Origin of the sequence: Marinobacter gelidimuriae (assembly GCF_000372805.1) — a bacterium.
GTDB classification, from domain to species: domain Bacteria; phylum Pseudomonadota; class Gammaproteobacteria; order Pseudomonadales; family Oleiphilaceae; genus Marinobacter; species Marinobacter gelidimuriae.
Window position 1 is genome coordinate 50240 of the sequence record NZ_KB889886.1, and the last position, 21726, is coordinate 71965.

Annotated in this window: 21 protein-coding genes and 1 pseudogene; 16 read left to right on the forward strand and 6 right to left on the reverse strand. The window is 55.9% G+C overall.

Annotation, left to right across the window (positions count from 1 at the left end):
- The first annotated feature begins 3 nt into the window (after positions 1 to 3).
- The 13 genes from paaH to A3OI_RS0109820 all read left to right on the forward strand — a co-directional run bounded on the left by paaH (position 4) and on the right by A3OI_RS0109820 (position 13611).
- The gene (gene paaH, locus A3OI_RS0109760) at positions 4 to 1524 is read left to right on the forward strand and encodes a 3-hydroxyacyl-CoA dehydrogenase PaaH (protein WP_018404096.1); all 1521 of its coding nucleotides are present in this window, start codon (positions 4 to 6) and stop codon (positions 1522 to 1524) included.
- A complete protein-coding gene (paaI, locus tag A3OI_RS0109765) occupies positions 1521 to 1979 on the forward strand; it encodes a hydroxyphenylacetyl-CoA thioesterase PaaI (RefSeq protein WP_018404097.1) in 459 nt (152 codons plus the stop codon). The genes paaH and paaI overlap by 4 nt, the downstream gene beginning before the upstream one ends.
- On the forward strand, positions 1976 to 3223 hold the full coding sequence (gene pcaF / locus A3OI_RS0109770) for a 3-oxoadipyl-CoA thiolase (RefSeq protein WP_018404098.1): 1248 nt from the start codon (positions 1976 to 1978) through the stop codon (positions 3221 to 3223). Before paaI ends, pcaF begins: the two co-directional genes overlap by 4 nt.
- A 92-nt stretch (positions 3224 to 3315) precedes the next feature.
- The gene (gene paaK, locus A3OI_RS0109775; protein WP_018404099.1) at positions 3316 to 4623 is read left to right on the forward strand and encodes a phenylacetate--CoA ligase PaaK; all 1308 of its coding nucleotides are present in this window, start codon (positions 3316 to 3318) and stop codon (positions 4621 to 4623) included.
- A gap of 257 nt (positions 4624 to 4880) precedes the next feature.
- On the forward strand, positions 4881 to 5870 hold the full coding sequence (paaA, locus tag A3OI_RS0109780) for a 1,2-phenylacetyl-CoA epoxidase subunit PaaA (RefSeq protein ID WP_018404100.1): 990 nt from the start codon (positions 4881 to 4883) through the stop codon (positions 5868 to 5870).
- A gap of 26 nt (positions 5871 to 5896) precedes the next feature.
- Complete coding sequence (paaB, locus tag A3OI_RS0109785) at positions 5897 to 6178, forward strand: 1,2-phenylacetyl-CoA epoxidase subunit PaaB (protein ID WP_007349351.1); 282 nt, start codon at positions 5897 to 5899, stop codon at positions 6176 to 6178.
- Positions 6179 to 6188: 10 nt separating this feature from the next.
- Entirely contained in the window at positions 6189 to 6953 is a 765-nt protein-coding gene (gene paaC, locus A3OI_RS0109790) for a 1,2-phenylacetyl-CoA epoxidase subunit PaaC (protein WP_018404101.1), read from the forward strand.
- Positions 6954 to 6980: 27 nt separating this feature from the next.
- Entirely contained in the window at positions 6981 to 7538 is a 558-nt protein-coding gene (gene paaD, locus A3OI_RS0109795; protein WP_018404102.1) for a 1,2-phenylacetyl-CoA epoxidase subunit PaaD, read from the forward strand.
- 12 nt (positions 7539 to 7550) lie between these two features.
- The gene (paaE, locus tag A3OI_RS0109800; RefSeq protein WP_018404103.1) at positions 7551 to 8630 is read left to right on the forward strand and encodes a 1,2-phenylacetyl-CoA epoxidase subunit PaaE; all 1080 of its coding nucleotides are present in this window, start codon (positions 7551 to 7553) and stop codon (positions 8628 to 8630) included.
- A gap of 17 nt (positions 8631 to 8647) precedes the next feature.
- Positions 8648 to 10693, forward strand: a complete 2046-nt coding sequence (gene paaZ / locus A3OI_RS0109805; RefSeq protein ID WP_018404104.1) for a phenylacetic acid degradation bifunctional protein PaaZ — start codon at positions 8648 to 8650, stop codon at positions 10691 to 10693.
- Positions 10694 to 10825: 132 nt separating this feature from the next.
- Positions 10826 to 11821: a TRAP transporter substrate-binding protein gene (locus A3OI_RS0109810; protein WP_018404105.1), complete on the forward strand. Its 996-nt coding sequence runs from the start codon at positions 10826 to 10828 to the stop codon at positions 11819 to 11821.
- On the forward strand, positions 11822 to 12340 hold the full coding sequence (locus tag A3OI_RS0109815) for a TRAP transporter small permease (RefSeq protein WP_018404106.1): 519 nt from the start codon (positions 11822 to 11824) through the stop codon (positions 12338 to 12340).
- Positions 12337 to 13611 (forward strand): TRAP transporter large permease, encoded by a 1275-nt coding sequence (locus tag A3OI_RS0109820; RefSeq protein WP_018404107.1) that lies wholly within the window; start codon positions 12337 to 12339, stop codon positions 13609 to 13611. Before A3OI_RS0109815 ends, A3OI_RS0109820 begins: the two co-directional genes overlap by 4 nt.
- On the opposite strand, the gene A3OI_RS23815 is transcribed toward A3OI_RS0109820, so the two are convergent.
- The 6 genes and pseudogenes from A3OI_RS23815 to A3OI_RS0109845 all read right to left on the reverse strand — a co-directional run bounded on the left by A3OI_RS23815 (position 13596) and on the right by A3OI_RS0109845 (position 18856).
- A complete protein-coding gene (locus A3OI_RS23815) occupies positions 13596 to 14300 on the reverse strand; it encodes an ABC transporter ATP-binding protein (protein WP_007349343.1) in 705 nt (234 codons plus the stop codon). The genes A3OI_RS0109820 and A3OI_RS23815 overlap by 16 nt on opposite strands.
- 210 nt (positions 14301 to 14510) lie before the next feature.
- Positions 14511 to 14966, reverse strand: a pseudogene (locus A3OI_RS23820) (hemerythrin domain-containing protein); the annotation flags it as partial.
- Positions 14967 to 14981: 15 nt separating this feature from the next.
- Complete coding sequence (locus A3OI_RS0109830) at positions 14982 to 15740, reverse strand: ABC transporter ATP-binding protein (RefSeq protein WP_018404109.1); 759 nt, start codon at positions 15738 to 15740, stop codon at positions 14982 to 14984.
- Entirely contained in the window at positions 15737 to 16744 is a 1008-nt protein-coding gene (locus A3OI_RS0109835; RefSeq protein ID WP_018404110.1) for a branched-chain amino acid ABC transporter permease, read from the reverse strand. The genes A3OI_RS0109830 and A3OI_RS0109835 overlap by 4 nt, the downstream gene beginning before the upstream one ends.
- The gene (locus A3OI_RS0109840; RefSeq protein WP_026224120.1) at positions 16744 to 17619 is read right to left on the reverse strand and encodes a branched-chain amino acid ABC transporter permease; all 876 of its coding nucleotides are present in this window, start codon (positions 17617 to 17619) and stop codon (positions 16744 to 16746) included. The genes A3OI_RS0109835 and A3OI_RS0109840 overlap by 1 nt, the downstream gene beginning before the upstream one ends.
- A 76-nt stretch (positions 17620 to 17695) precedes the next feature.
- Positions 17696 to 18856 carry an ABC transporter substrate-binding protein gene (locus tag A3OI_RS0109845; protein WP_018404112.1) on the reverse strand — a complete coding sequence of 387 codons (1161 nt, stop codon included), beginning with the start codon at positions 18854 to 18856 and terminating at the stop codon, positions 17696 to 17698.
- A 443-nt stretch (positions 18857 to 19299) separates the two neighbouring features.
- On the opposite strand from A3OI_RS0109845, the gene paaX reads away from it, so the two are divergent.
- From paaX to A3OI_RS19800, 3 genes are all read left to right on the forward strand, one after another.
- A complete protein-coding gene (gene paaX / locus A3OI_RS0109850) occupies positions 19300 to 20226 on the forward strand; it encodes a phenylacetic acid degradation operon negative regulatory protein PaaX (RefSeq protein WP_018404113.1) in 927 nt (308 codons plus the stop codon).
- A gap of 198 nt (positions 20227 to 20424) precedes the next feature.
- The gene (locus A3OI_RS23825; RefSeq protein ID WP_018404114.1) at positions 20425 to 20730 is read left to right on the forward strand and encodes a hypothetical protein; all 306 of its coding nucleotides are present in this window, start codon (positions 20425 to 20427) and stop codon (positions 20728 to 20730) included.
- Entirely contained in the window at positions 20687 to 21700 is a 1014-nt protein-coding gene (locus A3OI_RS19800) for a DcaP family trimeric outer membrane transporter (protein ID WP_018404115.1), read from the forward strand. The genes A3OI_RS23825 and A3OI_RS19800 overlap by 44 nt, the downstream gene beginning before the upstream one ends.
- Positions 21701 to 21726 lie beyond the last annotated feature (26 nt).

Sequence of the window (21726 nt, forward strand, 5' to 3'; positions counted from 1 at the left end):
ACCATGCAGCCACTTGCCACAAACACTCCTGTTGCCGTTATCGGCGCTGGCGCCATGGGCTCCGGCATTGCTCAGGTAGCCGCGCAGGCGGGCCACCAAGTGTTTTTGCTTGACCAACGGGAAGGTGCTGCCGAAGCAGGCCGTCAAAGCATCGTTAAACAACTTCAGCGTCGGGTAGATAAAGGAAAGATGGAGCAGTCCGCGTTGGATGCCCTCATCAACCGCATTACGCCGGTTAACGAACTCGACGATCTTGCCAGCGCCGGCCTGGTCATCGAAGCCATCATTGAAGACCTGGACATCAAGCGCAGCTTACTGACCAGCCTTGAGAAAGTCTGCGGCGACGACACCATTCTGGCCACCAATACGTCGTCCATCTCGGTAACGGCACTGGGCGCAAAAATGAAGCACCCCTCACGCTTGGTAGGCATGCACTTTTTTAATCCGGCGCCTTTGATGGCACTGGTGGAAGTGGTCAAAGGCCTGGCCACCAGCGATGACGTTGCCCAATGCGTTTACGCCACGGCGGCCCAATGGGGTAAGAAACCCGTAACCGCAACGTCTACCCCCGGCTTTATTGTGAATAGAGTCGCACGGCCGTTTTACGCAGAAAGCCTGCGGCTGCTTCAAGAACAGACAACAGACAGCGCCACCCTGGACGCCATCATACGCGAGGCCGGCGGTTTCCGAATGGGCGCGTTCGAGCTGACAGACCTGATCGGGCACGATGTCAATTACGCAGTGACCTCCTCGGTGTTCAACTCCTATTATCAGGACACCCGCTTTTTACCTTCGCTGGTGCAGAAAGATCTGGTTGACGCCGGCCGTTTAGGCCGCAAGACCGGCCAGGGCTTTTACAACTACGCCGAGGGTGCGCAAAAACCCCTGCCTGCCACCGCCGAAAAAGCCAACTCCGCTGCCGATACCTTGATTGTAGAAGGCGACCCCGGCCCGCTGGCACCGTTGGTAAAACGACTGGCTGCCAGCGGCTTGAACATCATAGAACGCGATGGCCCCGGCCGCCTGCGATTTGGCGATGCCGTGCTGGCATTAACTGATGGCCGTATGGCCACCGAACGCGCGGCGAACGAAGTCTGCAACAATCTGGTACTGCTCGACCTGGCGTTTGATTACGCCAACACCACCCGCCTTGCCATTGCGGTTGCTGCGCAGGCGTCTGAGCAAGCCAGAACCGATGCCTGCGCCCTGTTGCAAAAGGCCGGCCTGGCAGTCAGCCAGATTGCCGACCGGCCAGGCCTGGTTGTTATGCGCACAGTGGCTACCCTGGCCAATGAAGCCGCAGATGCCGCGCTGCAGGGTGTAGCGTCTATTGGCGATATTGACCTTGCCATGAAAGCCGGCCTGAACTACCCGGAAGGCCCTCTGCGCTGGAGTGACAACCTTGGGTTCAGCCTGGTGCATACCGTACTGACACACATCCAGCAGAGCTACGGCGAAGAGCGCTACCGGCCAGCCTTGCTGCTGCGGCAAAATCGTTTCGCCGAAAAAGGGTTCTATTCATGAGCAACCAACCGAACACACAAACCCCGCAGCAGTTGGCACAAAGCTGTGCCGACGCCATGTACCAGCGGGACGAAGCCAGCCGCAATCTGGGTATGGAAATCACCCAGGTTTCCCCCGGCAAAGCCACCGTTACCATGCCCGTGAGCAGCATCATGATTCAGGGCCACGGCTCCTGCCACGGTGGCTATCTGTTCACCCTGGCGGATTCTGCCTTTGCGTTTGCCTGTAACAGCTACAACAAGGCCACCGTAGCATCCGGCTGCTCCATCGATTACATGCTGGGCGCCCGCGAAGGCGACTTGCTGACCGCCAGCGCGGTTGAGCAGTCCCGCGGCAATCGCACCGGCGTGTACGACATAACCATCACCAATCAGAACGGCCATGTGGTGGCCCTTTTCCGCGGCAAGTCCTACCAGGTACGCGGCGAAGTCATCCAGTCGGAGAATAATCAATGAGCCATAATAAACCCCTACAAGACGCCTACATTGTTGACGCTGTTCGCACCCCCGTTGGCCGCTACGGTGGCGCTCTGGCCGCCGTGCGCGCCGACGATCTGGGCGCCATACCCATTAAAGCCCTGAAAGACCGCTATCCGAACCTGGATTGGGCCGCCATAGACGACGTGCTGTATGGCTGCGCCAACCAGGCCGGTGAAGACAACCGTGACGTAGCACGCATGTCACTGCTGCTGGCAGGTTTGCCGGTAGACGTACCGGGCACCACCATTAACCGCCTGTGCGGATCAGGCATGGATGCCATCGGCAGTGCCGCCCGTGCCCTGCGCACCGGCGAAGCCCAGCTGATGCTGGCTGGCGGGGTGGAATCCATGTCGCGCGCACCTTTTGTGATGGGCAAAGCCGACTCCGCGTTCAGCCGTGCAGCCGAAATCTTCGACACCACCATCGGCTGGCGCTTTGTAAATCCTCTGTTGAAAAAACAGTACGGCGTTGACTCAATGCCAGAAACTGCCGAGAACGTGGCCGCCGACTTCAACATTTCACGGGCAGACCAAGATGCCTTCGCCCTGCGCAGCCAACAGCGCACCGCAGCGGCTCAACAGGCGGGGCGTTTTGATTGTGAAATCGTGCCTGTCAGCATTCCCCGCCGCAAGCAAGACCCGCTGGTGGTGGATACCGATGAGCACCCGCGCGCCACCAGCCTGGAAAAACTCGCCAGCCTGGCCACACCGTTCCGCGAGGGCGGCAGCGTAACCGCCGGCAACGCCTCTGGCGTAAACGACGGCGCCTGCGCCCTGCTGCTGGCCAGCGGCGAGGCCCTAAAAAAATACAATCTGAAACCCCGTGCCCGCGTTATAGCCATGGCAACCGCCGGCGTTGAACCGCGAATTATGGGCATGGGGCCCGCACCCGCCACCCGCAAAGTGCTGAAAACCGCAGGCCTGGAACTGGCTGACATAGACGTGATCGAGCTGAACGAAGCTTTTGCCGCCCAGGCTCTCGCGGTACTGCGCGACCTGGGCCTGCCGGACGACGCCGAACACATTAATCCCAATGGCGGTGCCATCGCCTTGGGCCACCCGCTGGGTATGAGCGGCGCGCGCCTTGTTACCACCGCGATGAATGAACTGGAACTCCGCCACCGGCAGGGCCAGAAAGCCCGCTACGCTCTGTGCACTATGTGCATTGGTGTGGGCCAGGGCATTGCAATCATTATCGAACGCGTAGACAGCGCCGACTGATGTATCCGGCGCGCAAACGCGCGCGCCGCGCACAAAAACTGAAGCTAATCCGGTAGCAAACCGGGGCAACAAGAACAACACAGGAAAAGATGATGGACCTACCCATGCAAAGAGTCGGAAAACTGGACCGGATGGAAACTGCCAGCGTGGACGAACTTCGCCACGAACAGCTGCAGCGCCTGCGATGGAGTGTTTGGCACGCTTATACGAACGTGCCTCATTACCGCAATGCGTTTGATGCCATTGGCCTGAAGCCGATGGACATCAACAGTTTGGAAGACATCGCCAGGATTCCGTTCACCGGAAAAGAGGACCTGCGGAATAACTATCCGTTCAAGATGTTCGCTGTGCCCATGCGCAAAGTTGTTCGCGTACACGCCTCCAGCGGCACCACCGGCAAACCCACCGTTGTGGGCTACACCCAAAGCGACATTGAAACCTGGTCTGACATAGTAGCCCGCTCCATTCGTGCCGGTGGCGGCCATGCCGGCGACAAGATTCACATCGCCTACGGCTACGGCCTGTTCACAGGCGGCTTGGGTGCCCACTACGGCGCCGAGCGTCTCGGCTGCACCGTTATTCCCATGTCGGGCGGACAAACCGAGAAACAAGTTCAGCTGATCGCCGACTTTGAGCCTGACATCATTATGGTCACGCCTTCTTATATGCTGAACATTGCTGACGAAATTGACCGCCAGGGCATTGATCTAAAAAAGCTGCCATTACGACTGGGCATTTTCGGTGCCGAGCCCTGGACCAACGAAATGCGCACAGAGCTGGAAGACCGCCTGGGTATTCAAGCGCTGGATATCTACGGCCTGTCTGAAGTGATGGGCCCGGGTGTGGGTATGGAATGCCTGGAAACCAAAGACGGCCCCACCATCTGGGAAGACCACTTCTACCCGGAAATTGTTAACCCGGAAACCGGCGAAGTGTTGCCTGACGGCGAATACGGCGAACTGGTGTTCACCTCGCTCACCAAAGTGGCCATGCCGGTACTGCGCTACCGCACTCGCGACCTTACCCGCCTGCTGCCCGGCACCGCGCGCCCCATGCGCCGCATTGACAGAATCACCGGCCGCAGCGACGACATGCTGATTATTCGCGGGGTTAACGTATTCCCCAGCCAGATTGAAGAGCAGGTATTGAAATGCCGCGCCCTGTCGCCTCATTACGAAATCGAGGTGTACAAAAAAGGCAATTTGGACTGCGTAGATGTTCGGGTAGAACTGAAAGCTGGCGCAGAAGGCGAGAATGTTAAAGAACACACGGCCAAAGAACTGGCCCACCAAATCAAATCGTATATTGGTATCAGCACCAAAATAGACGTGCAGGACGCAGGAAGCATCAACCGCTCGGAAGGCAAAGCAAAACGTGTGTTCGACCGGCGTAAAGACTGACACGGATGTTTAGGCGACGCATCGCGCTCGTCATTTAAATTTTGTTGTTTAAATAATGATCTAAAAGCTACAACGTATCGTCTGACACTTTAGCTAGCAGATTCAGATACTTAGAGCTTTAATGCTTTAACATGATACAGGATATTCAAGCTTGAATTTTATCCAGTATCATATAGTATGAAGACATAGCCCGTGATTCGTCGCGGAGCATTGCTGATCAACTACAACAGACCAACAAGACAGATTCGGAGAGAGTTATGTACGCACAGCTCGTTGACACCGGTACCAAGCGCCTTAAGACCCGTGAAGAGATGTCCCCCGAAGAGCGGGACTTTCAGGACAAAATAGACGCCGAAACCAAAATCGAAGCCAAAAACTGGATGCCGGACGCCTACCGGAAAACCCTGGTTCGCCAGATCTCCCAGCACGCCCATTCGGAAATTGTCGGCATGCTGCCGGAAGGCAACTGGCTTACCCGCGCGCCTACCCTCAAGCGCAAGCTGCAACTGATGGCCAAAATTCAGGACGAAGCGGGCCATGGCCTTTACCTGTACAGCGCTATGGAAACCTTGGGCGCGGACCGCGATGAGGAAGTTCAGAAGCTGCACGATGGCAAAGCCAAGTACTCGAGCATTTTCAACTACCCAACCCTTAACTGGGCTGATATGGGCGCCGTGGGTTGGCTTGTGGATGGCGCGGCTATCGTGAACCAGGTGGTTCTGCAGCGCACATCCTATGGCCCCTACTCCCGTGCCATGGTGCGGATCTGTAAAGAAGAGAGCTTCCACCAGCGTCAGGGCTTCCAGATTCTGCTGGACATGATGCGTGAAGGCACTCAGGCCCAGAAAGACATGGTGCAGGATGCCATCAATCGCCTGTGGTGGCCGGCGCTGATGATGTTTGGCCCGCACGACGACGAATCCCCCAACTCCCAGCAGTCCATGGTCTGGAAGATCAAGCGCAAGAGTAACGACGAACTGCGCCAGATGTTCATTGACCAGACCATTCCACAGCTGGAGTTCCTCGGCTGCACCGCACCCGATCCAGACCTAAAGTGGAACGAAGAAACCGGTCATTACGACTTCGGCGCCATTGACTGGAAAGAGTTTTACGACGTACTCAAGGGCGATGGCCCGTGTAACCGTGAACGCATTTCCACACGCCGCAAAGCCATAGACGAAGGCACTTGGGTACGTGAAGCCGCCGTTGCCTACGCCGCAAAACAAAAACAACGCGCAGCCGCTTAAACAGGCGCGCAAACAGGAGAGTAACTATGTCTGAATGGCGCCTTTACGAAGTTTTCGTGCGCAGCAAGCATGGCCTTAACCACAAACATGTGGGCAGCGTGCACGCTGCTGACAATGAAATGGCCATGGAAAACGCTCGCGACCTGTACACCCGTCGCAGCGAAGGGGTGAGCATATGGGTGGTTCCTTCTGACACCATCACGGCCTCTGCTTCAGACGAGAAAGAGATCCTGTTCGATCCGGCAGAAGACAAAGTGTATCGGCACGCGTCTTTCTACAAACTGCCAGACGAAGTCGGGCACATGTGAGGAGCGACCCATGACTGAACAAAAAGCTCTGCAGGATTACCTGATCCGCCTGGCGGATTCCGACATGATTCTAAGCCAGCGCCTTTGCGAACTGTGTGGAAAAGCGCCGGCGATAGAAGAAGAAATGGCCGTAATGAACGTCGGGCTCGACTTGGTCGGCCAGGCGCGTAACTGGTACGAGTACGCCGCCGAACTGATCGACGACGGCCGTGACGCCGACAAACTGTGCTTCCTGCGGGATGCTCTGGACTATCGCAATCTACTGCTGGTAGAACAGCCGAATGAAGACTACGCGGTCACCATGGCGCGCCAGTTTTTCTTCGACGTATGGCACTACTTCACCTTGAAAAGCCTGGTAGATGCCAGCGATGAGCGCATTGCCAACATCGCTGCGAAGGCGGTCAAAGAAGCCACCTATCACTTGCGCCGCTCGTCAGAGTGGGTCAAGCGCATGGGTGACGGGACTGAAGAAAGCCACCGCCGCATTCAGGAAGCGTTTGATCTGCTATGGCGCTTCACCGGCGAACTGGTAACCCCGGACGATACCGATCACGCCATGTTCAAGGCCGGCATTGGCCCGGATCCAGAGAAACTGAAGCAAGACTGGTTCGGCATGGTGCGTGAAGTCGCGGCCCAAGCCACCCTGAAAACCGGTGCGGAAGACGCCTGGATGTACATGGGCGGCAAAAGCGGCGTTCACACCGAACACCTGGGGCTTATCCTGGCCGAGATGCAGTTTTTGCCTCGCGCCTACCCGGATGCGACCACCTGGTAGATCTTTTTGTTAAAGGGAGCACATCCGGTGAATGAACGTGAACCATCATCTGTAAACCTACTGATTGCCAGCGACCGGGTACCGGCCAACGCCCACCCCGAACTGCTGACAGAAGACGCAATCTGGGCGCTGCTGGATAACGTCAAAGATCCGGAAGTGCCTGCCGTCAGCGTATTAGAGCTGGGCATCGTGCGCAGACTGAGTTGGGATGGCAAACATCTGAGTATTGATGTCACGCCTACCTACTCCGGCTGCCCCGCCACCGAGCTGATCGAAGAACTGATTACCGAAGCCCTGCGCGCCGTTGGCATCTGCGACCCGCACATTAATCGCGTGCTAACCCCAGCCTGGAGTACAGACTGGATAACGGACGTGGGCCGGGAAAAACTCCGGGTATATGGCATAGCACCGCCCCAGGGTAATGCCAGCAAAATGAGCCTGCTGGGCGCTAACGAAGTCATCACCTGCCCGTTTTGTGACAGTAAGCACACCGAACGAGTCAGCGAATTCGGTTCTACAGCCTGCAAGGCGCTTTACCGCTGCCGCGACTGCCTTGAACCCTTCGACTATTTCAAATGCATATAGAGCCGATACGCCATGAATAAATTCTACTCACTGGCCCTCAAAGAGGTCAGGCCGGAAACAAGAAACGCCGTATCCCTGTGCTTTGAGCTGCCCGCTGAAGGGGCCGAAAAGTTCAAGTACAAGCAGGGCCAGCACTTGGTGGTGCGCACCACAGTTGATGGCGAAGAAGTGCGCCGCACCTACTCCATCTGTTCCAGTGTGAACGATCAAGAACTGCGTATTGCCATCAAACGTGTACCCGGTGGCGTATTTTCCAGTTTCGCTAACGACCTGCTGAAGCCCGGATCCGTTCTGGACGTTATGCCGCCGCAGGGCCATTTCTCCGTTGAGCTGGACCCAGAGCGGAAAGGCGACTACCTGGCGGTCGCCGCCGGCAGTGGCATCACGCCTATTCTGTCCATTATTAAAACCACTCTGGAAACCGAGCCCAGAAGCGAGTTCACCCTGTTCTACGGTAACAAGGGCACCAGCAGCACTATGTTCCGTGACCAGCTCCAGGATCTTAAAAACGAACACATGACCCGTTTCAATCTGGTGTACATCTTCACCCGTGAAGAACAGGACATTGATCTTTACAACGGCCGCATTGATTCAGACAAGTGCGACCGGTTGTTCGACCATTGGATCGACGCCAGGAACTTGACCGCTGCCTTCCTTTGCGGCCCCCAGATGATGACCGAAACCGTGAGCGATTCACTGGTACGCCACGGCATGGAAAAAGCGAAAGTTCATTACGAACTCTTTACGCCTGTTGGTGGCGTGCCCAAGGCACGCAAAGACCGCGCTGAAACCAAAGTCGACCTGCAAGCTGTCAGCGTTGTTACGGTAAAAGCCGATGGCCGCTCCCTGACCTTCGATCTGGTGCGCGATACCAAGAGCATTCTTCAGGCAGGCAACGACGAAGGCGCCGACCTGCCCTACTCGTGCCAGGCCGGCGTGTGTTCAACCTGCCGCGCCAAGGTCATTGAGGGCGAAGTGGAAATGGACCAGAACTTTGCGCTGGAAGATTACGAAGTGGCCGCAGGCTATGTGCTGTCATGCCAGTGCTACCCCGTTAGCGACAAGGTCGTTCTTGACTACGACGAAATGTAATTCTGGAGTTTTCTTACATGTCAGTTCTTAAAAGCTTTATTGCCGGTAAGTGGGTTGGTGAACGGCAGGCCAAAGCCCTTCCCAGCGCCATCAACGGCGAGATTGTGGCGCACACGCACGACGACACCCTGGACTTCAAAGAAGCCGCGGAATACGGCCGCAAAGTCGGTGGCAAAAACCTGCTGGCCATGGATTTCCAGGAACGTGCTCTGGCGCTCAAAGCCATGGCGATGTACCTGCAGGAGCACAAGAAAGAGCTGTACGCGTTGTCTATGCACACCGGTTCCAGCAAAGCGGATAACGGCTTCGACATCGACGGCGGCTTTGGCACTATGTTTTCCTACGCCAGTATGGGCCGCCGCGAGCTGCCGTCTGGCAACGTAGTGCACGAAGGCCCGGTAACGCAGTTGGGCAAGAACAACCACTTCGCCGGCACCCACATTCTGGTGCCCCGTGGTGGTGTTGCGCTGCACATCGACGCCTACAACTTCCCGGTGTGGGGCATGCTGGAAAAGTTTGCGCCAACCTTTTTGGCGGGCATGCCTTCCATTGTTAAGCCGGCCACCTCCACTTGCTACGTAACCGAACTGGCCGTGCGCCTGATGCACGAATCCGGTGCGTTGCCAGAGGGCAGCCTGCAGCTGATCATTGGCAGCACCGGCGACCTGTTCGAGCACCTGCAGGAGCAGGATGTGGTGACTTTTACCGGTTCGGCAAAAACCGCACGCATGTTGCGTAACCACCCGAACATCGTCCAGCGCTCGATTCCGTTCAACGCCGAAGCCGACTCGCTGAACAGCGCGGTTCTGGCCCCGGATGTTACCCCGGAACACGAAGAATTCGATCTGTTTGTACGTGAAATCGGCCGCGAAATGACCGCTAAAGCCGGCCAGAAGTGCACCGCGATTCGCCGGGTTATGGTTCCACAAAACCAAGTGCAAGCCGTGTGCAATAAGCTTACAGAACGGCTGTCGAAGATTACCGTCGGCGACCCTTCCGTTGAAGGCGTGCGCATGGGTGCTCTGGCGTCCATGGATCAACTGGAAGACGTGAAAGCCAACATCCAGGAACTGCTGAAAACCAGCGAACTGGTGATGGGCGGAGACGGTAGCTTCAAACCCACCGGCCCGGGCACCGACAAAGGCGCGTTCATCGAACCGCATCTGCTGGTGTGCCGTAACCCGGAAAACGGTTGTGGTGCCCACGACATCGAGGCCTTCGGCCCGGTTGCTACCATTATTCCTTACGATACCCTGGATGACATGGTGGAACTGGTCGCCAAGGGCCGCGGCTCATTGGTGACCACAGTCACCACCCGTGACCCGGCGATCATTGCCAAACTGGCACCGGCACTGGCCGCCTATCACGGCCGCCTGCACCTGCTGGATGCGGAAGCAGCCAAAGAATCCACGGGGCACGGTTCTCCCCTGCCTATGCTGAAACACGGCGGCCCGGGCCGCGCTGGTGGTGGTGAAGAACTCGGTGGCATTCGCGCGGTGCATCACTACCTGCAGCGCACGGCTATTCAGGGCTCGCCCACCATGCTGGCGGCGGTCACCGGCGAATACGTTCGCGGTGCCAAACTGATTGAAAACGACGTGCATCCGTTCCGCCGTCACTTCGAAGACCTGCAGATTTGTGAATCACTGCTAACACACCGCCGTACCGTCACCGAAGCAGATCTGGTGAACTTCGGCTGTTTGTCCGGCGACCACTTCTACATGCACTTTGATGAAATCGCGGCCCGCGAAAGCCAGTTCGGCAAGCGCATTGCCCACGGCTATTTTGTGCTATCTGCTGCTGCAGGCTTGTTCGTGTATCCGGGTGAAGGCCCGGTGTTGGCGAACTACGGCCTGGACACCCTGCGCTTTATCGAACCGGTAGCACCGGGCGATACCATTCGTGCCCGCCTGACCTGTAAGCGCAAGATTGATCAGGGCCGGATGTCACCAGATGGCCATCCACAAGGCGTGGTGGTGTGGGATGTTCAGGTCACCAATCAAGACGACGTGCTGGTTGCCAGCTACGACATTTTGACCCTGGTTGCGAAAAAGCCGGAGTAGCTTATCCGGCCATAAAAAAACCGCCAGCAGCGTTCAGCTCTGGCGGTTTTTTTGTATCATTGGACGCTGGGCTTTAAACTGCGCCGCTCTGGCACATCCTTTCGGATGCTTCATCACTTGAGGAAAACTACAATGAAAAAACTCGCGTTGAATACACTGGTGCTTGGCCTTTCCCTGTCGCTGGCCGCTACGGCTTTTGCGTCTGAATTTACCAACATGGATCCGATTACTCTGCGCTTGGCTCACGTGGTCAATGAACAGGATGGCTTTCATATTGCAGCCGTCAAATTTCAGGATTTGGTAGCAGAGCGAACCGAAGGTGCGGTGAACATTGAACTTTATCCTAACGCTTCGCTAGGTGACGAGCGCACCCTGCTGGAAGGCATGCAAATTGGCACCGTTGATATGGGCGTGATCACCAACGGCCCGGTCGCTAACTTTGTCGAAGAAATGGCGGTTTTTGAGCTGCCGTTTTTGTTTCCTTCACCGCAAGCCGCTTACGATGTGCTCGACGGCCCCATTGGTCAGGAACTGCTCGACAAGCTTTCCGAGGTCAACCTGAAAGGCCTGGCCTACGCCGAACGCGGCTTTCGTAATTTGACCAACAGCGAGCGCCCGGTCAACACACCAGAAGACATGAAAGGCCTGCGTATTCGCGTAATGGAAAATCCGGTGTATGTGGACACCTTCCGCGCATTGGGTGCCAACGCCATTCCGATGGCGTGGACGGAAGCCTTGACCGCCATGCAGCAGGGCACCATTGATGGACAAGAAAATCCCGCCAATGTCATTCATTCCTTCAAACTCTACGAAACCCAGGATTATATGACCCTCTCGCGGCATACCTACGCCCCGGCCATCTTCGTGATGGGTCTGCCGGTCTGGAATAAGCTTCCAGAAGCGGCACAGGCTGTGGTCGTCCAGGCAGCCCAGGAAGCCGCCGAACATGAGCGCCGGGTAAACGCCGAGATGGAATCCCAGCAATTGGCCGAACTGCGCGAAGCCGGCATGCAGATTAACGACACTCCAGATATAAAGGCTTTTCAAGCCGCCGTGGTGCCGGTCTATGCAAAGTACGGTGAGAAGTTCGATGATTACCTGCCACGTATTCTGGAGGCGCTCAAGTAAGTGACCATCACAACCCAATCGCTTTTAAAGCCACTAAAGCGAATTGAGCAAGGGCTGGATGCGATCATCCAGCCCTTGGTGTTTGCGGGCATGGCGGCGCTGATTGGGGTGATTACCCTGCAGATTATCTCCCGAGTGATGTTCAGCGCAGTCGGCTGGACCGAAGAAGTCGCTCGTTTTCTGTTGGTGTGGATCACTTTTTTTGCAGGCACCCTGGCTTTTCAGCGTGGCCGGCACATCGCCGTAACATTTGCCGTAGACGCCCTGCCCGTGCGCCTGCGACAAGCCGCGCGCATTGCCGGCACCCTGGCGGTATTGGCTTTTATGGTGGCACTGGTGGTGATCGGCTATCGTTACATGCAAGTTCAGAGCTTTCAGAAATCTGCTTCCTTAAGGCTCTCCATGACCTACGTTTACGCCGTGATTCCGCTCTGCGCGGCCGTGATGAGTTGGTACGCTTTGGTCGATCTATTGGAGCTTTTAATAGATGGCGAGCGTCGTGAGGAACCCGTTCCATGACGCTGCTACTGTTTGGGCTGTTCTTCGGGCTCATGCTACTGGGTATACCTATTGCCCTGGCGATAGGTGCCAGCACCATGATCGCGCTCAGCCAGGCTGGGGTCCCTTTGATGGTGGTTACCCAGCAGATGTTTCAGGGCATCAATTCTTTTGCCTTGGTGGCCATTCCCATGTTCATACTGGCCGGCGACCTGATGGCTCAAGGCAAGGTAAGCGAGAGGCTCGTCAATTTTGCCAACTCTTTGTTCGGCTTTCTACGGGGAGGCTTATCGATAGTTTCGGTGATGGCAGGGATGTTCTTCGCTGCAATTTCAGGCTCCGGGGCGGCGACCACAGCGGCGGTGGGAGCAAGTCTGGTGCCGGAGTTACGCAAAAAAGGTTATGACCCCGCGTCTGCTGCCAGCCTGATTGCCGCAAGCGGTACCATCGGAGTGGTCATCCCGCCGTCCGTGCCCATGATTATTTATGCAGTGATTGCCCAGCAATCGGTATCTGAGCTGTTCCTGAACGGCTTTTTGCCAGGGCTAGCCATGGGGCTGGGGCTGATGGCAATTGCCATTACCCAAGCCTACAAGCGCCAGTATCCCAAAGGCACGCCTTTCTCCCTGGCCACCATCTGGCGCACATTAAAAAGCGCGAGTTGGGGACTGATGACGCCCGTCATCATTCTGGGGGGCATATTCTCGGGAATCTTTACGCCCAGTGAAGCCGCGGTGGTGGCTGTCAACTACGCGTTGCTGGTCTCGCTGTTCATTTACCGTGACCTCAAGCTAAGCGATGTGTATCGCATCTTGATTCGCTCGGCGATTACCACCTCAGTGATCATGCTTGTGATCGCCACCTCGGCGGTGCTGAGCTGGACGCTATCCAGCTGGCAGGTGCCCGGCGCTATTGCTGAAGCGGTGCTGTCTATCTCCACCAACCCTTACGTGATCATGCTGTTAGTGGTAGGCATAATCCTGCTGACCGGTGTATTTCTCGAGACGGCCAGCGCATTGATTATTCTAACGCCGGTTTTGCTGCCGCTGGTGCTTCAACTGGGCATTGACCCGATTCACTTTGGCCTGATCATCGTGGTCGGGTTGGCGATCGGAATGATCACCCCACCGGTAGCGATCAACCTTTATGTGGCCTCCTCAATCACGCAGTTGCCTTTGGAGCGAATCACTCGGGCAATCATCCCTTACTTGCTGGGGTTGATCAGCGTGCTGCTAATGGTCGTGTATATTCCTATTCTGGCCGGCTGGTCAGGGCCTTACATACCCAGATAAGCCTCGCGCACTTTCTCGTTGCTCAACAACTCACGGCCAGAACCTTCCACCACTACGCGGCCCGTTTCCAGTACATAGCCTCGATCGGCCAGCGCCAGCGCCTGGGAGGCGTTCTGCTCTACCAAAAAGATGGTCATGCCTTCGTTTTTGAGCTCTTTGATGATATTGAAAATTTCTTCAATAATCAGCGGTGCAAGCCCCATGCTGGGCTCGTCTAGCAGCAACAGTCTGGGCTTTGCCATCAGCGCCCGGCCCATGGCCAGCATCTGCTGCTGGCCGCCAGAAAGTTCGCCCGCCAGGTTGCGGCGTTTCTGGCGCAGTATGGGAAACTTCTCGTACATGCGCTCGATGTCGTCTTCCACTTCGGGGCTACGGCCACGGGTATAAGCGCCCAATAGCAAGTTATCTTCAACGCTCAGATCTTTGAACACCTGGCGGCCTTCAGGCACCTGCACGATGCCGTTGGCAACCCGCTGATCGGTCGGTATCTTTAGCAGATCTTTGCCTTCAAAGGTGATGCTGCCGGCGTCTGTCGGTTGCAGCCCGGAAATGGTCATCAGCAATGTGGACTTGCCGGCACCGTTGGCGCCCACCAGTGACACAATCTCACCGCTGTTGATGCGGATATCAACGCCATGGAGTGCTTCAATCTGGCCGTAGGAGGTCTTCAGGCCCTTGATCGTGAGCATCTCCTCGGCAACGTGCTGCGCAGTTCGGCGTGGCGCGTGACGCAACCCCAGGCCACCCAGGCGCTCCGGTGTGTAGCTTACGATACGGTGCCGGAGCTCACGGAACTCATCCCGCACCCGCTCGCCAAACAGCGGATCATTGGCCTGATCACGGGATTCGGTAATCAGGCGCCAGTCGTCCTCACTGAGGAGCTTGCGCGCCCGCGGGATAACAACGCCTTCCTCTTTTTTAATGTGCTTGCGCAAGGCTTCAGTAAACCGTGCCAGCGCATGGCTAAATTCCTCACGGCCGTCGGGCCAGCGCTCCATGCACACCATCAACAGATGACGCAGCTCGTTGATTTTCTGGTCACCAATCACGTAACCATGAGCGAGCTTGTCTAGCAGCGGCTTGGTTTCCGGCGACTTTTCTCCCAGCAATCGATACAGAATTATCTCAGCGGGGGAGCTGTGTACGCGCCGTGCGAAGTGCTGTACGTAATCGAAAATGTTGTTGAACAGGGTCTCATCAGGCTGCTGTTCGTTGATGTTCATATCGTGCTGAAGCTGGTCCAGCAAATCCAGTATGCGCCACAGGGCCTGGTGTTCCTGCACGATGGTACTGATGGCCTGCACACTGAAACTGTCTTCAGGCGCCGTGTTGGTCGGTGTTTGTGTCATTGTCATTATTCCTCGCTCCGTTTAACCGCCCAAGTAAGCTGCAATTACGTCCGGATTGGCACGAATCTGCTCCGGTGAACCTTCCGCCAGCACGCGCCCGTAATTAAGTACCAGTAAACGGTCGGAAATGTTCATTACCAGCTTCATGTCGTGCTCTACCAACATCACGGTAATGCCCTGCTCGGCAATTTTGCGGATCAGATCCTCCAGTGCCGTGGTTTCCACCGCGTTCAAACCGGCTGCAGGCTCATCCAGAAGGATAATTTTCGGCTCTGCCGCCAACGCGCGGGCAATCTCCAGTCGTTTCAGCGCACCGTAAGGCATTGCCGAAGCCTCGGCATTGATGTACTCGCCACAACCCACAAACTCCATCAGTTCGGCGGATTTGGCGTGGGCGGCTTTTTCACCCCGGGTCAGCGCCGGCAAGCGGAAAAGCGTGGTCAGCAGATTGCTTTTCAGGGTCAGGTGACGGCCCAGCATCACGTTTTCAATCGCCGACATATTCATGCAAATCTGCATCTGCTGAAAAGTGCGACACATACCCCGCTCTGCGAGCTGGCTGGGCTCCAGTTTCGCGATGCTTTCGCCGTTCAGCTTTACGTCGCCCCCCGTGGGCGTATACAGACCGGTAATCAGGTTGAACAGCGTGGTTTTGCCAGCGCCATTCGGCCCAATCACCGAATACACTTGTCCCGCGTCTACCGCGAAGCTCACGCCTTCTACAGCATGCACACCGCCAAACGCCTTGGACAGGTCATTCACTTCCACCAGAGCCGTCATGCGTCACCTCCGGCGGACTTTGAGCGTCGTTTTGCCAGGAAATTAGCCACCGTTGGAAGCAGCCCTTTGGGCATGAAAATCATCGTCAGCATCAGAATCAAACCAAACAGCACCATCTCAAACTCTTGAAAATCGGCCAGCACTTGCGGCAGTAACTCCAGCACCACAGCGCCAATGATTACCCCTATGGTCGACCCCATGCCACCCAGCACCACCATCGTGATCAACAAAATGGAAAACTCAAAACCTGCCACCGCGGGCGTTATAAAGCCCTGAAAATGCGCGTAAAGCGCACCCATTACGCTGGCGTAAACCGCCGAGATAACAAACACCAGGCTCTTGTACTTCGTGGTGTTAACGCCCACCACGCTGGCTGCCACCTCTGAGCCGTGTACCGAGCGCAAGGCGCGACCGATAGGCGAGTCAATCAGGTTCTGTGCCAGCCAGACGGCGACCAACAGCACCACGCCTGCAAAAAGGTACCAGGCCAGATCACCGCTGATATCCATGCCAAACAGGGAGTATTGGCCAAATGGGCTAAGCTCCCAGCCAAACACATCAAAGGCAGGCACCGGCATACCATCCGGCCCACCCGTCATCTCCCGCTCATTATTCAAAATGATGGCAATAATGAAGCCCACGGCGAGGGTTGCCATAGATAGGTAATGGCCTTTCAGGCGCAGAATCGGGCGGCCGACCACCCAGGCAATAATGCCCACACCAAAAGCGCCAACAATCAGCGCCGGTATGGCAGACCAGCCATAATGACTGGTCATGATCGCGCTGAAATAGGCACCCAGACCAAAAAAGCCAGCATGCCCCAGGCTGATTTGGCCGGCAAAGCCTACTAGCAGGTTAAGCCCCACCACGGCACCGGCAATCAACGCGATTTGCGTGGCCAGGCTGTAATGAAACGGGTTGGAAATGAACAAAGGCAAAGCAAAAACCACAATGGCCAAAAACACCAAGCCCTTCAAACGGAATTCAGAGAGTTTCACGATCATCACACCCGCTCCACAACTTTGGCGCCAAACAGGCCCCGGGGCATGAAGAACAACACCAGCAGAATCATCGAGAAGGCCACCGCGTCTTTGTAATCAGACGACAGATAGCCCGCGGCCATGGCCTCAACCACGCCCAACGCCAAACCACCCACAACGGCGCCCACACCACTGCCCAGGCCGCCAATGGCCGCTGCCACAAAGCCTTTCAAACCAAGGATGATGCCAATATCGTAAGAAGTGAACGTAATAGGAGCGACCACAATGCCGGCGATTGAACCCAGCAGTGCAGACACCATGAACGCCAGCATCAGCACCATCTGGGTGCGAATACCCACCAGGCGGGCGGCGTCTTTGTTCATGGAAGTGGCAAGAATCGCTTTGCCCGTCATGGTGCGGGTGAAGAAATACACCAATACCGCGACCAGCACCGCACCCACGCCCAGCACCCACAGACTTTGACTGTTCAGTACAGCGCCAAATACTTCAATCGGTTCGTCGCCGCTGAAGTTAGGCATCACGTGGTACTTTTTGCCCCAGACTAATTGAGCCAGACCACGGATAAAAATAGACGCGCCGATGGTAATAATGATCAGCGTGACAACGTTTGCATCTTTTGCCGGTGCAATCGCCAGGCGCTGCAGGGCAATACCCATAAGACCGGCAAGAGCAACCGCCAACACGATGGCAAGCAACATCGGCACACCCATGGCCGTTAAGGACACGGTCGCCATACCACCAATCATCAAAAATTCGCCCTGGGCGAAGTTGATAACATGACTGGCGTTATAAATAAGGGTAAAGCCCAAAGCGATCAGGGCGTAAATCGCACCGATGGTGATACCGGTAAACAGATATTGCAGAAATTCAGAGAACATAATCGGGTCCGCTCGCGCAGCGGCCATCTGCCGCCCCTAAGGGCGGCAGATGGCCTGTGGTACGGATGAGAAAGGTTTAGTTGACCAGCTTCCAACTGCCATTCTGGACTTCCAGAATGCGGAATGAATCAGCAGTAAGGCCGTTATGGTCATCAGCAGACATATTGTAGGTGCCGGTTACGCCGACGTGGCCCTGAATATTTTCAAGGGCGTCGCGCACGGCTGCCTTATCTGTGGTACCGGCTTTTTCGATGGCTTCTACTGCCAACATCAGGCCGTCATAGGCGTAGGCGCCAAAGGTGGATACCTTAGCATTCCAGCGAGCTTCGTATTCACTTTTGTACGCTTCTACAATCGGTTTCTGGGGGTCGGAATCCGGCAGGGATGCTGGCACCAGCAAGGGTGACGCTGGCAGTCTCAGGCCCTCAGCGCTGTCACCCGCCAGTTCAAGGAAACCGTCAGAGGCAACACCGTGAGACTGGTAAAATGGCAGATCAATACTCAGCTGGGCGTAGTTGCGAGTAACAATGGCCGGGCCCTGCCCAAAGCCGAAGTTCAGAATGGTCTGCACACCGTCGGCGCCACGAATATTGGTCAACTGCGCGGTCATGTCGGTGTCGGAACCGCCGTAGGTTTCATCTGCAACCACTTCAATATTGCCCATTTCCTTGGCCACAGCCAGGGTTTGCTCCCGACCGGAACTGCCAAAGCCACCGGTGCCGGAGATCAGGCCAATTTTTGTAAGGCCGCGGGATTCCATATCGGTAAGAATGCGCTCAGCAGCCATACGGTCAGACTGCGGTGTTTTAAATACCCACTTCTTCACCGGCGTTGTAATAACCGTCGCGCCCGCTAACGAGATGAAAGGAATCTGAGCCTGCTCAATCAAAGGCACAGCCGCCATGGTGGCGCCTGTGGTGCTGCCGCCCACAATAATGTCTACGCGGTCTGAACGAATCAGCCGGCTTGCGAAGTTACGGGCTTTAGACGCATTGCCAGCGTCATCGTAGTGGATCAACTCAAGTTGGCGGCCAAGTACCCCGCCTTCTTCATTGATTTTCTCGACGTACATTTCCAGGGTTTTGAGCTCCGGGTCACCCAGAAAGGATGCAGGGCCGGTCACTGATAAAAAAGATCCAATGCGGATGGGATCGGCAGCCTGGGCACTCATCGCCAACAGTCCAGCTGCTGTGATGGCTAAAAATTTCTTCGTATAACGAGCCAGTGTTCCATTCATTGTTTTTTTTCTCCACAGAATAAGGTCGGAACCATTTTGTTTTATATGCGATTGATTTACCGACTATTACAACAAGTTTTCAAGACAGAGTTGAGCATTTTCGTATCACTTAACCCCACCTGGAAGCCTCTCTCATTAATGCTATATGCCCGCTATCTTGCTTCAAAAACAGAGCTTACAACACTCCACTAGCAGAATACGATACCAACAATATGTGCAATTGGAAAATATTGTATCATTACGTCGGTGTCAACTGCGGCGCTCGTACTGGCCGCTTTTTTTCGATTACCACCTGTAGCTTAGATGAATGCTCAGAAAGTGCGCGATGATGACCTGGCCCGCCGCCTTTACCTGATGACGCCGGCAAGATAAGGTTCGTTCCTTGCAATATTAAGCACTCTGATAGCGCCGAACGCTGCCGGAAAACCCTCTAAGAGAAGAACATGTCAGCAAAAAGTCAGCTTGCCAGTCTGATACAGGAATTTCAGCAACAGCGCCCGGTACGTGCAGGTTCTCTGATCATTACCATTTACGGCGATGTTATCCAGCCGCGCGGCGGTAATGTGTGGTTAGGCAGCCTGATGAAGCTGGTCGTGCCTATGGGCATTAACGAGCGCCTGGTCAGAACGTCGGTTTACCGGTTGGTGCAAGAAAGCTGGTTGCAGACTGAAAAAGTGGGTCGCTGCAGTTATTACAGCATAACCGGGGACGGCCTCCGGCGTTTCCGGCAGGCGTTCGAGCAGGTTTACAGCATTGGTGATGACGACTGGAACGGAGGTTGGAGCCTGGCGTTGCTAAATCAGCTCGAACCTGACCTGCGTTTAAAAGTACGCGAAGAGCTCAAGTGGCTGGGTTTTGGCAACCTGTCACCTACAATTATGCAACATCCGCGCTTCAAGCCCGAGCAATTAACCCCGTTATTGCAAGAATGGGGCGCCTCCGATGACGCCATTGTGATGCAAACCCACCCCATAGAGCCACGCAACTCAAAAGCGCTGCGCAGGCAGGTTAAAGAAAGCTGGAATCTGGATGAGCTGGGTTTACGCTATAAACGCTTCCTGGAAAAATTTCGCCCGCTTTGGAGGGAGCTCAGCCATAATGACAACCTCAACGCCGAGGACTGTCTGGCTGCGCGGCTTTTACTCATTCACGAATACCGAAAAATATTGCTGCGCGACCCTTTACTGCCTGACGAACTACTGCCCAGTGACTGGGAAGGGCGCAGCGCCAAGCAGCTGTGCCGAAACCTTTACCTCGCAATGTACGCGCGCTCTGACGAATTCCTGGCCTGCGATCTGGAAAATGCATCCGGCCCGCTGCCTGTCCCGGGGGCTGGGTTCTATCGCCGCTTTGGGGGGTTAGAGCCGTAAAATTAAGCCTTCTACCCTCGTATTTAAGGCGACAATGTTCGCTCAAAATGCCACTTCCGGGTCAGCCCAAACAGCCCAAACAGCCCAAGAACGTAGACGATAGTCTAATAAACAAAAAATAGTGGTTGAATTATGTACGCTTGGTAACTAACTTAGTGCCCGAGACTGACAACAATAAAACAATATGTGGAGCTAACAATGCAAAGCAACAAACCTAATATTACCAGTCCCTTTACTATGCGCCGTCTTGCGGTGGGTGTAGGCAGCGCTTTGCTACTGGCTGCACAGCCTGGTTTGGCACAGACTGTGAACGCTGACGACATGCAGGCGAAACTGGACGATATGCAGAGGCAAATCAACCAGATGAACGCCAGTCAGGCGGCTTCCAGCGACGGCATCAAAATAGGCAATACCACCGTGGACATTGGTGGTTACGTCAAGCTGGACATGATTTACGATTTTGACCAGCAGCAGGGCGGTTTTACGGACAGTTACCGCTCTTGATACGGCAAACAACAAGAGCAATGGCGCCTTCCAGGCCCACGCACGACAGTCCCGAATCATCATTGGTACTGCCACGCCCACGGATGCGGGTGTCGTCAAGACGCGCTTCGAGGGTGATTTCTTCGGCGGTGGCGGTAACGAGATCTTCTCCAACTCCAACGGCCTGCGTATTCGTCACGCCTACGGCGAACTGGGCGGCTTACTGGCCGGTCAGACCTGGAGTAACTTCATGCACTTCACGGCCTACCCGACCACCGTCGATTTCAACGGACCTGTGGGCGTAAGCTTCATTCGCCAGGCTCAGGTTCGTTACACCATGCCCATGGGTGGCGGTGCATTGTCCGTCTCTGCCGAGAACGCCGAGACAACCGGCTTTAAGGGCTCCAGGGACGTACTGCCAGACTTTACGGCCAGGTATAAGTGGGCCGGCGATGGCGGCGGCATTGAATTCGCCGGTCTTGCCCGCCAGCTGCAGACAGATGACCCAGCCGCGACGGGCGACGACTCAGCCTTCGCCTATGGCCTGATGCTGGCCGGCCGACTCAACGTCACCAACAGCACCACGCTGATGGCCGGTGCCATCTTTGGCGACGGTGTCGGGCGCTACCTTTACACCTCGTTCAGTAACAACGACAGTGGTGTCGGCCGAAGCGGTATTGGTGAAGGCTACATCGATCCCAACGGTGACCTGGAAGCGATCGAAGCCTTCGGCTTCAACGTCGCGGCCTCCCAGCAGTGGACCCCGAAGTTCAAGTCCGGCCTCAGCTACGGTCGCGTGGAAGGGGACCAGCCGGAGAATCTGTTCCCGAACTCGTTCGAAACCCTGCAGAGCGTGCACTTCAGCAACTTCTATCAGGTTGCTGACCCTGTCACCCTGGGCCTGGAACTGTCCTTTGTGGACAAAGAGCTGATGAACGGCGATTCTGCCGACAACACCCGTCTGCAGGCTTCCGCCCAGTTCAGCTTCTAATCCCGAAATCTTTTAGGGAAACAAAG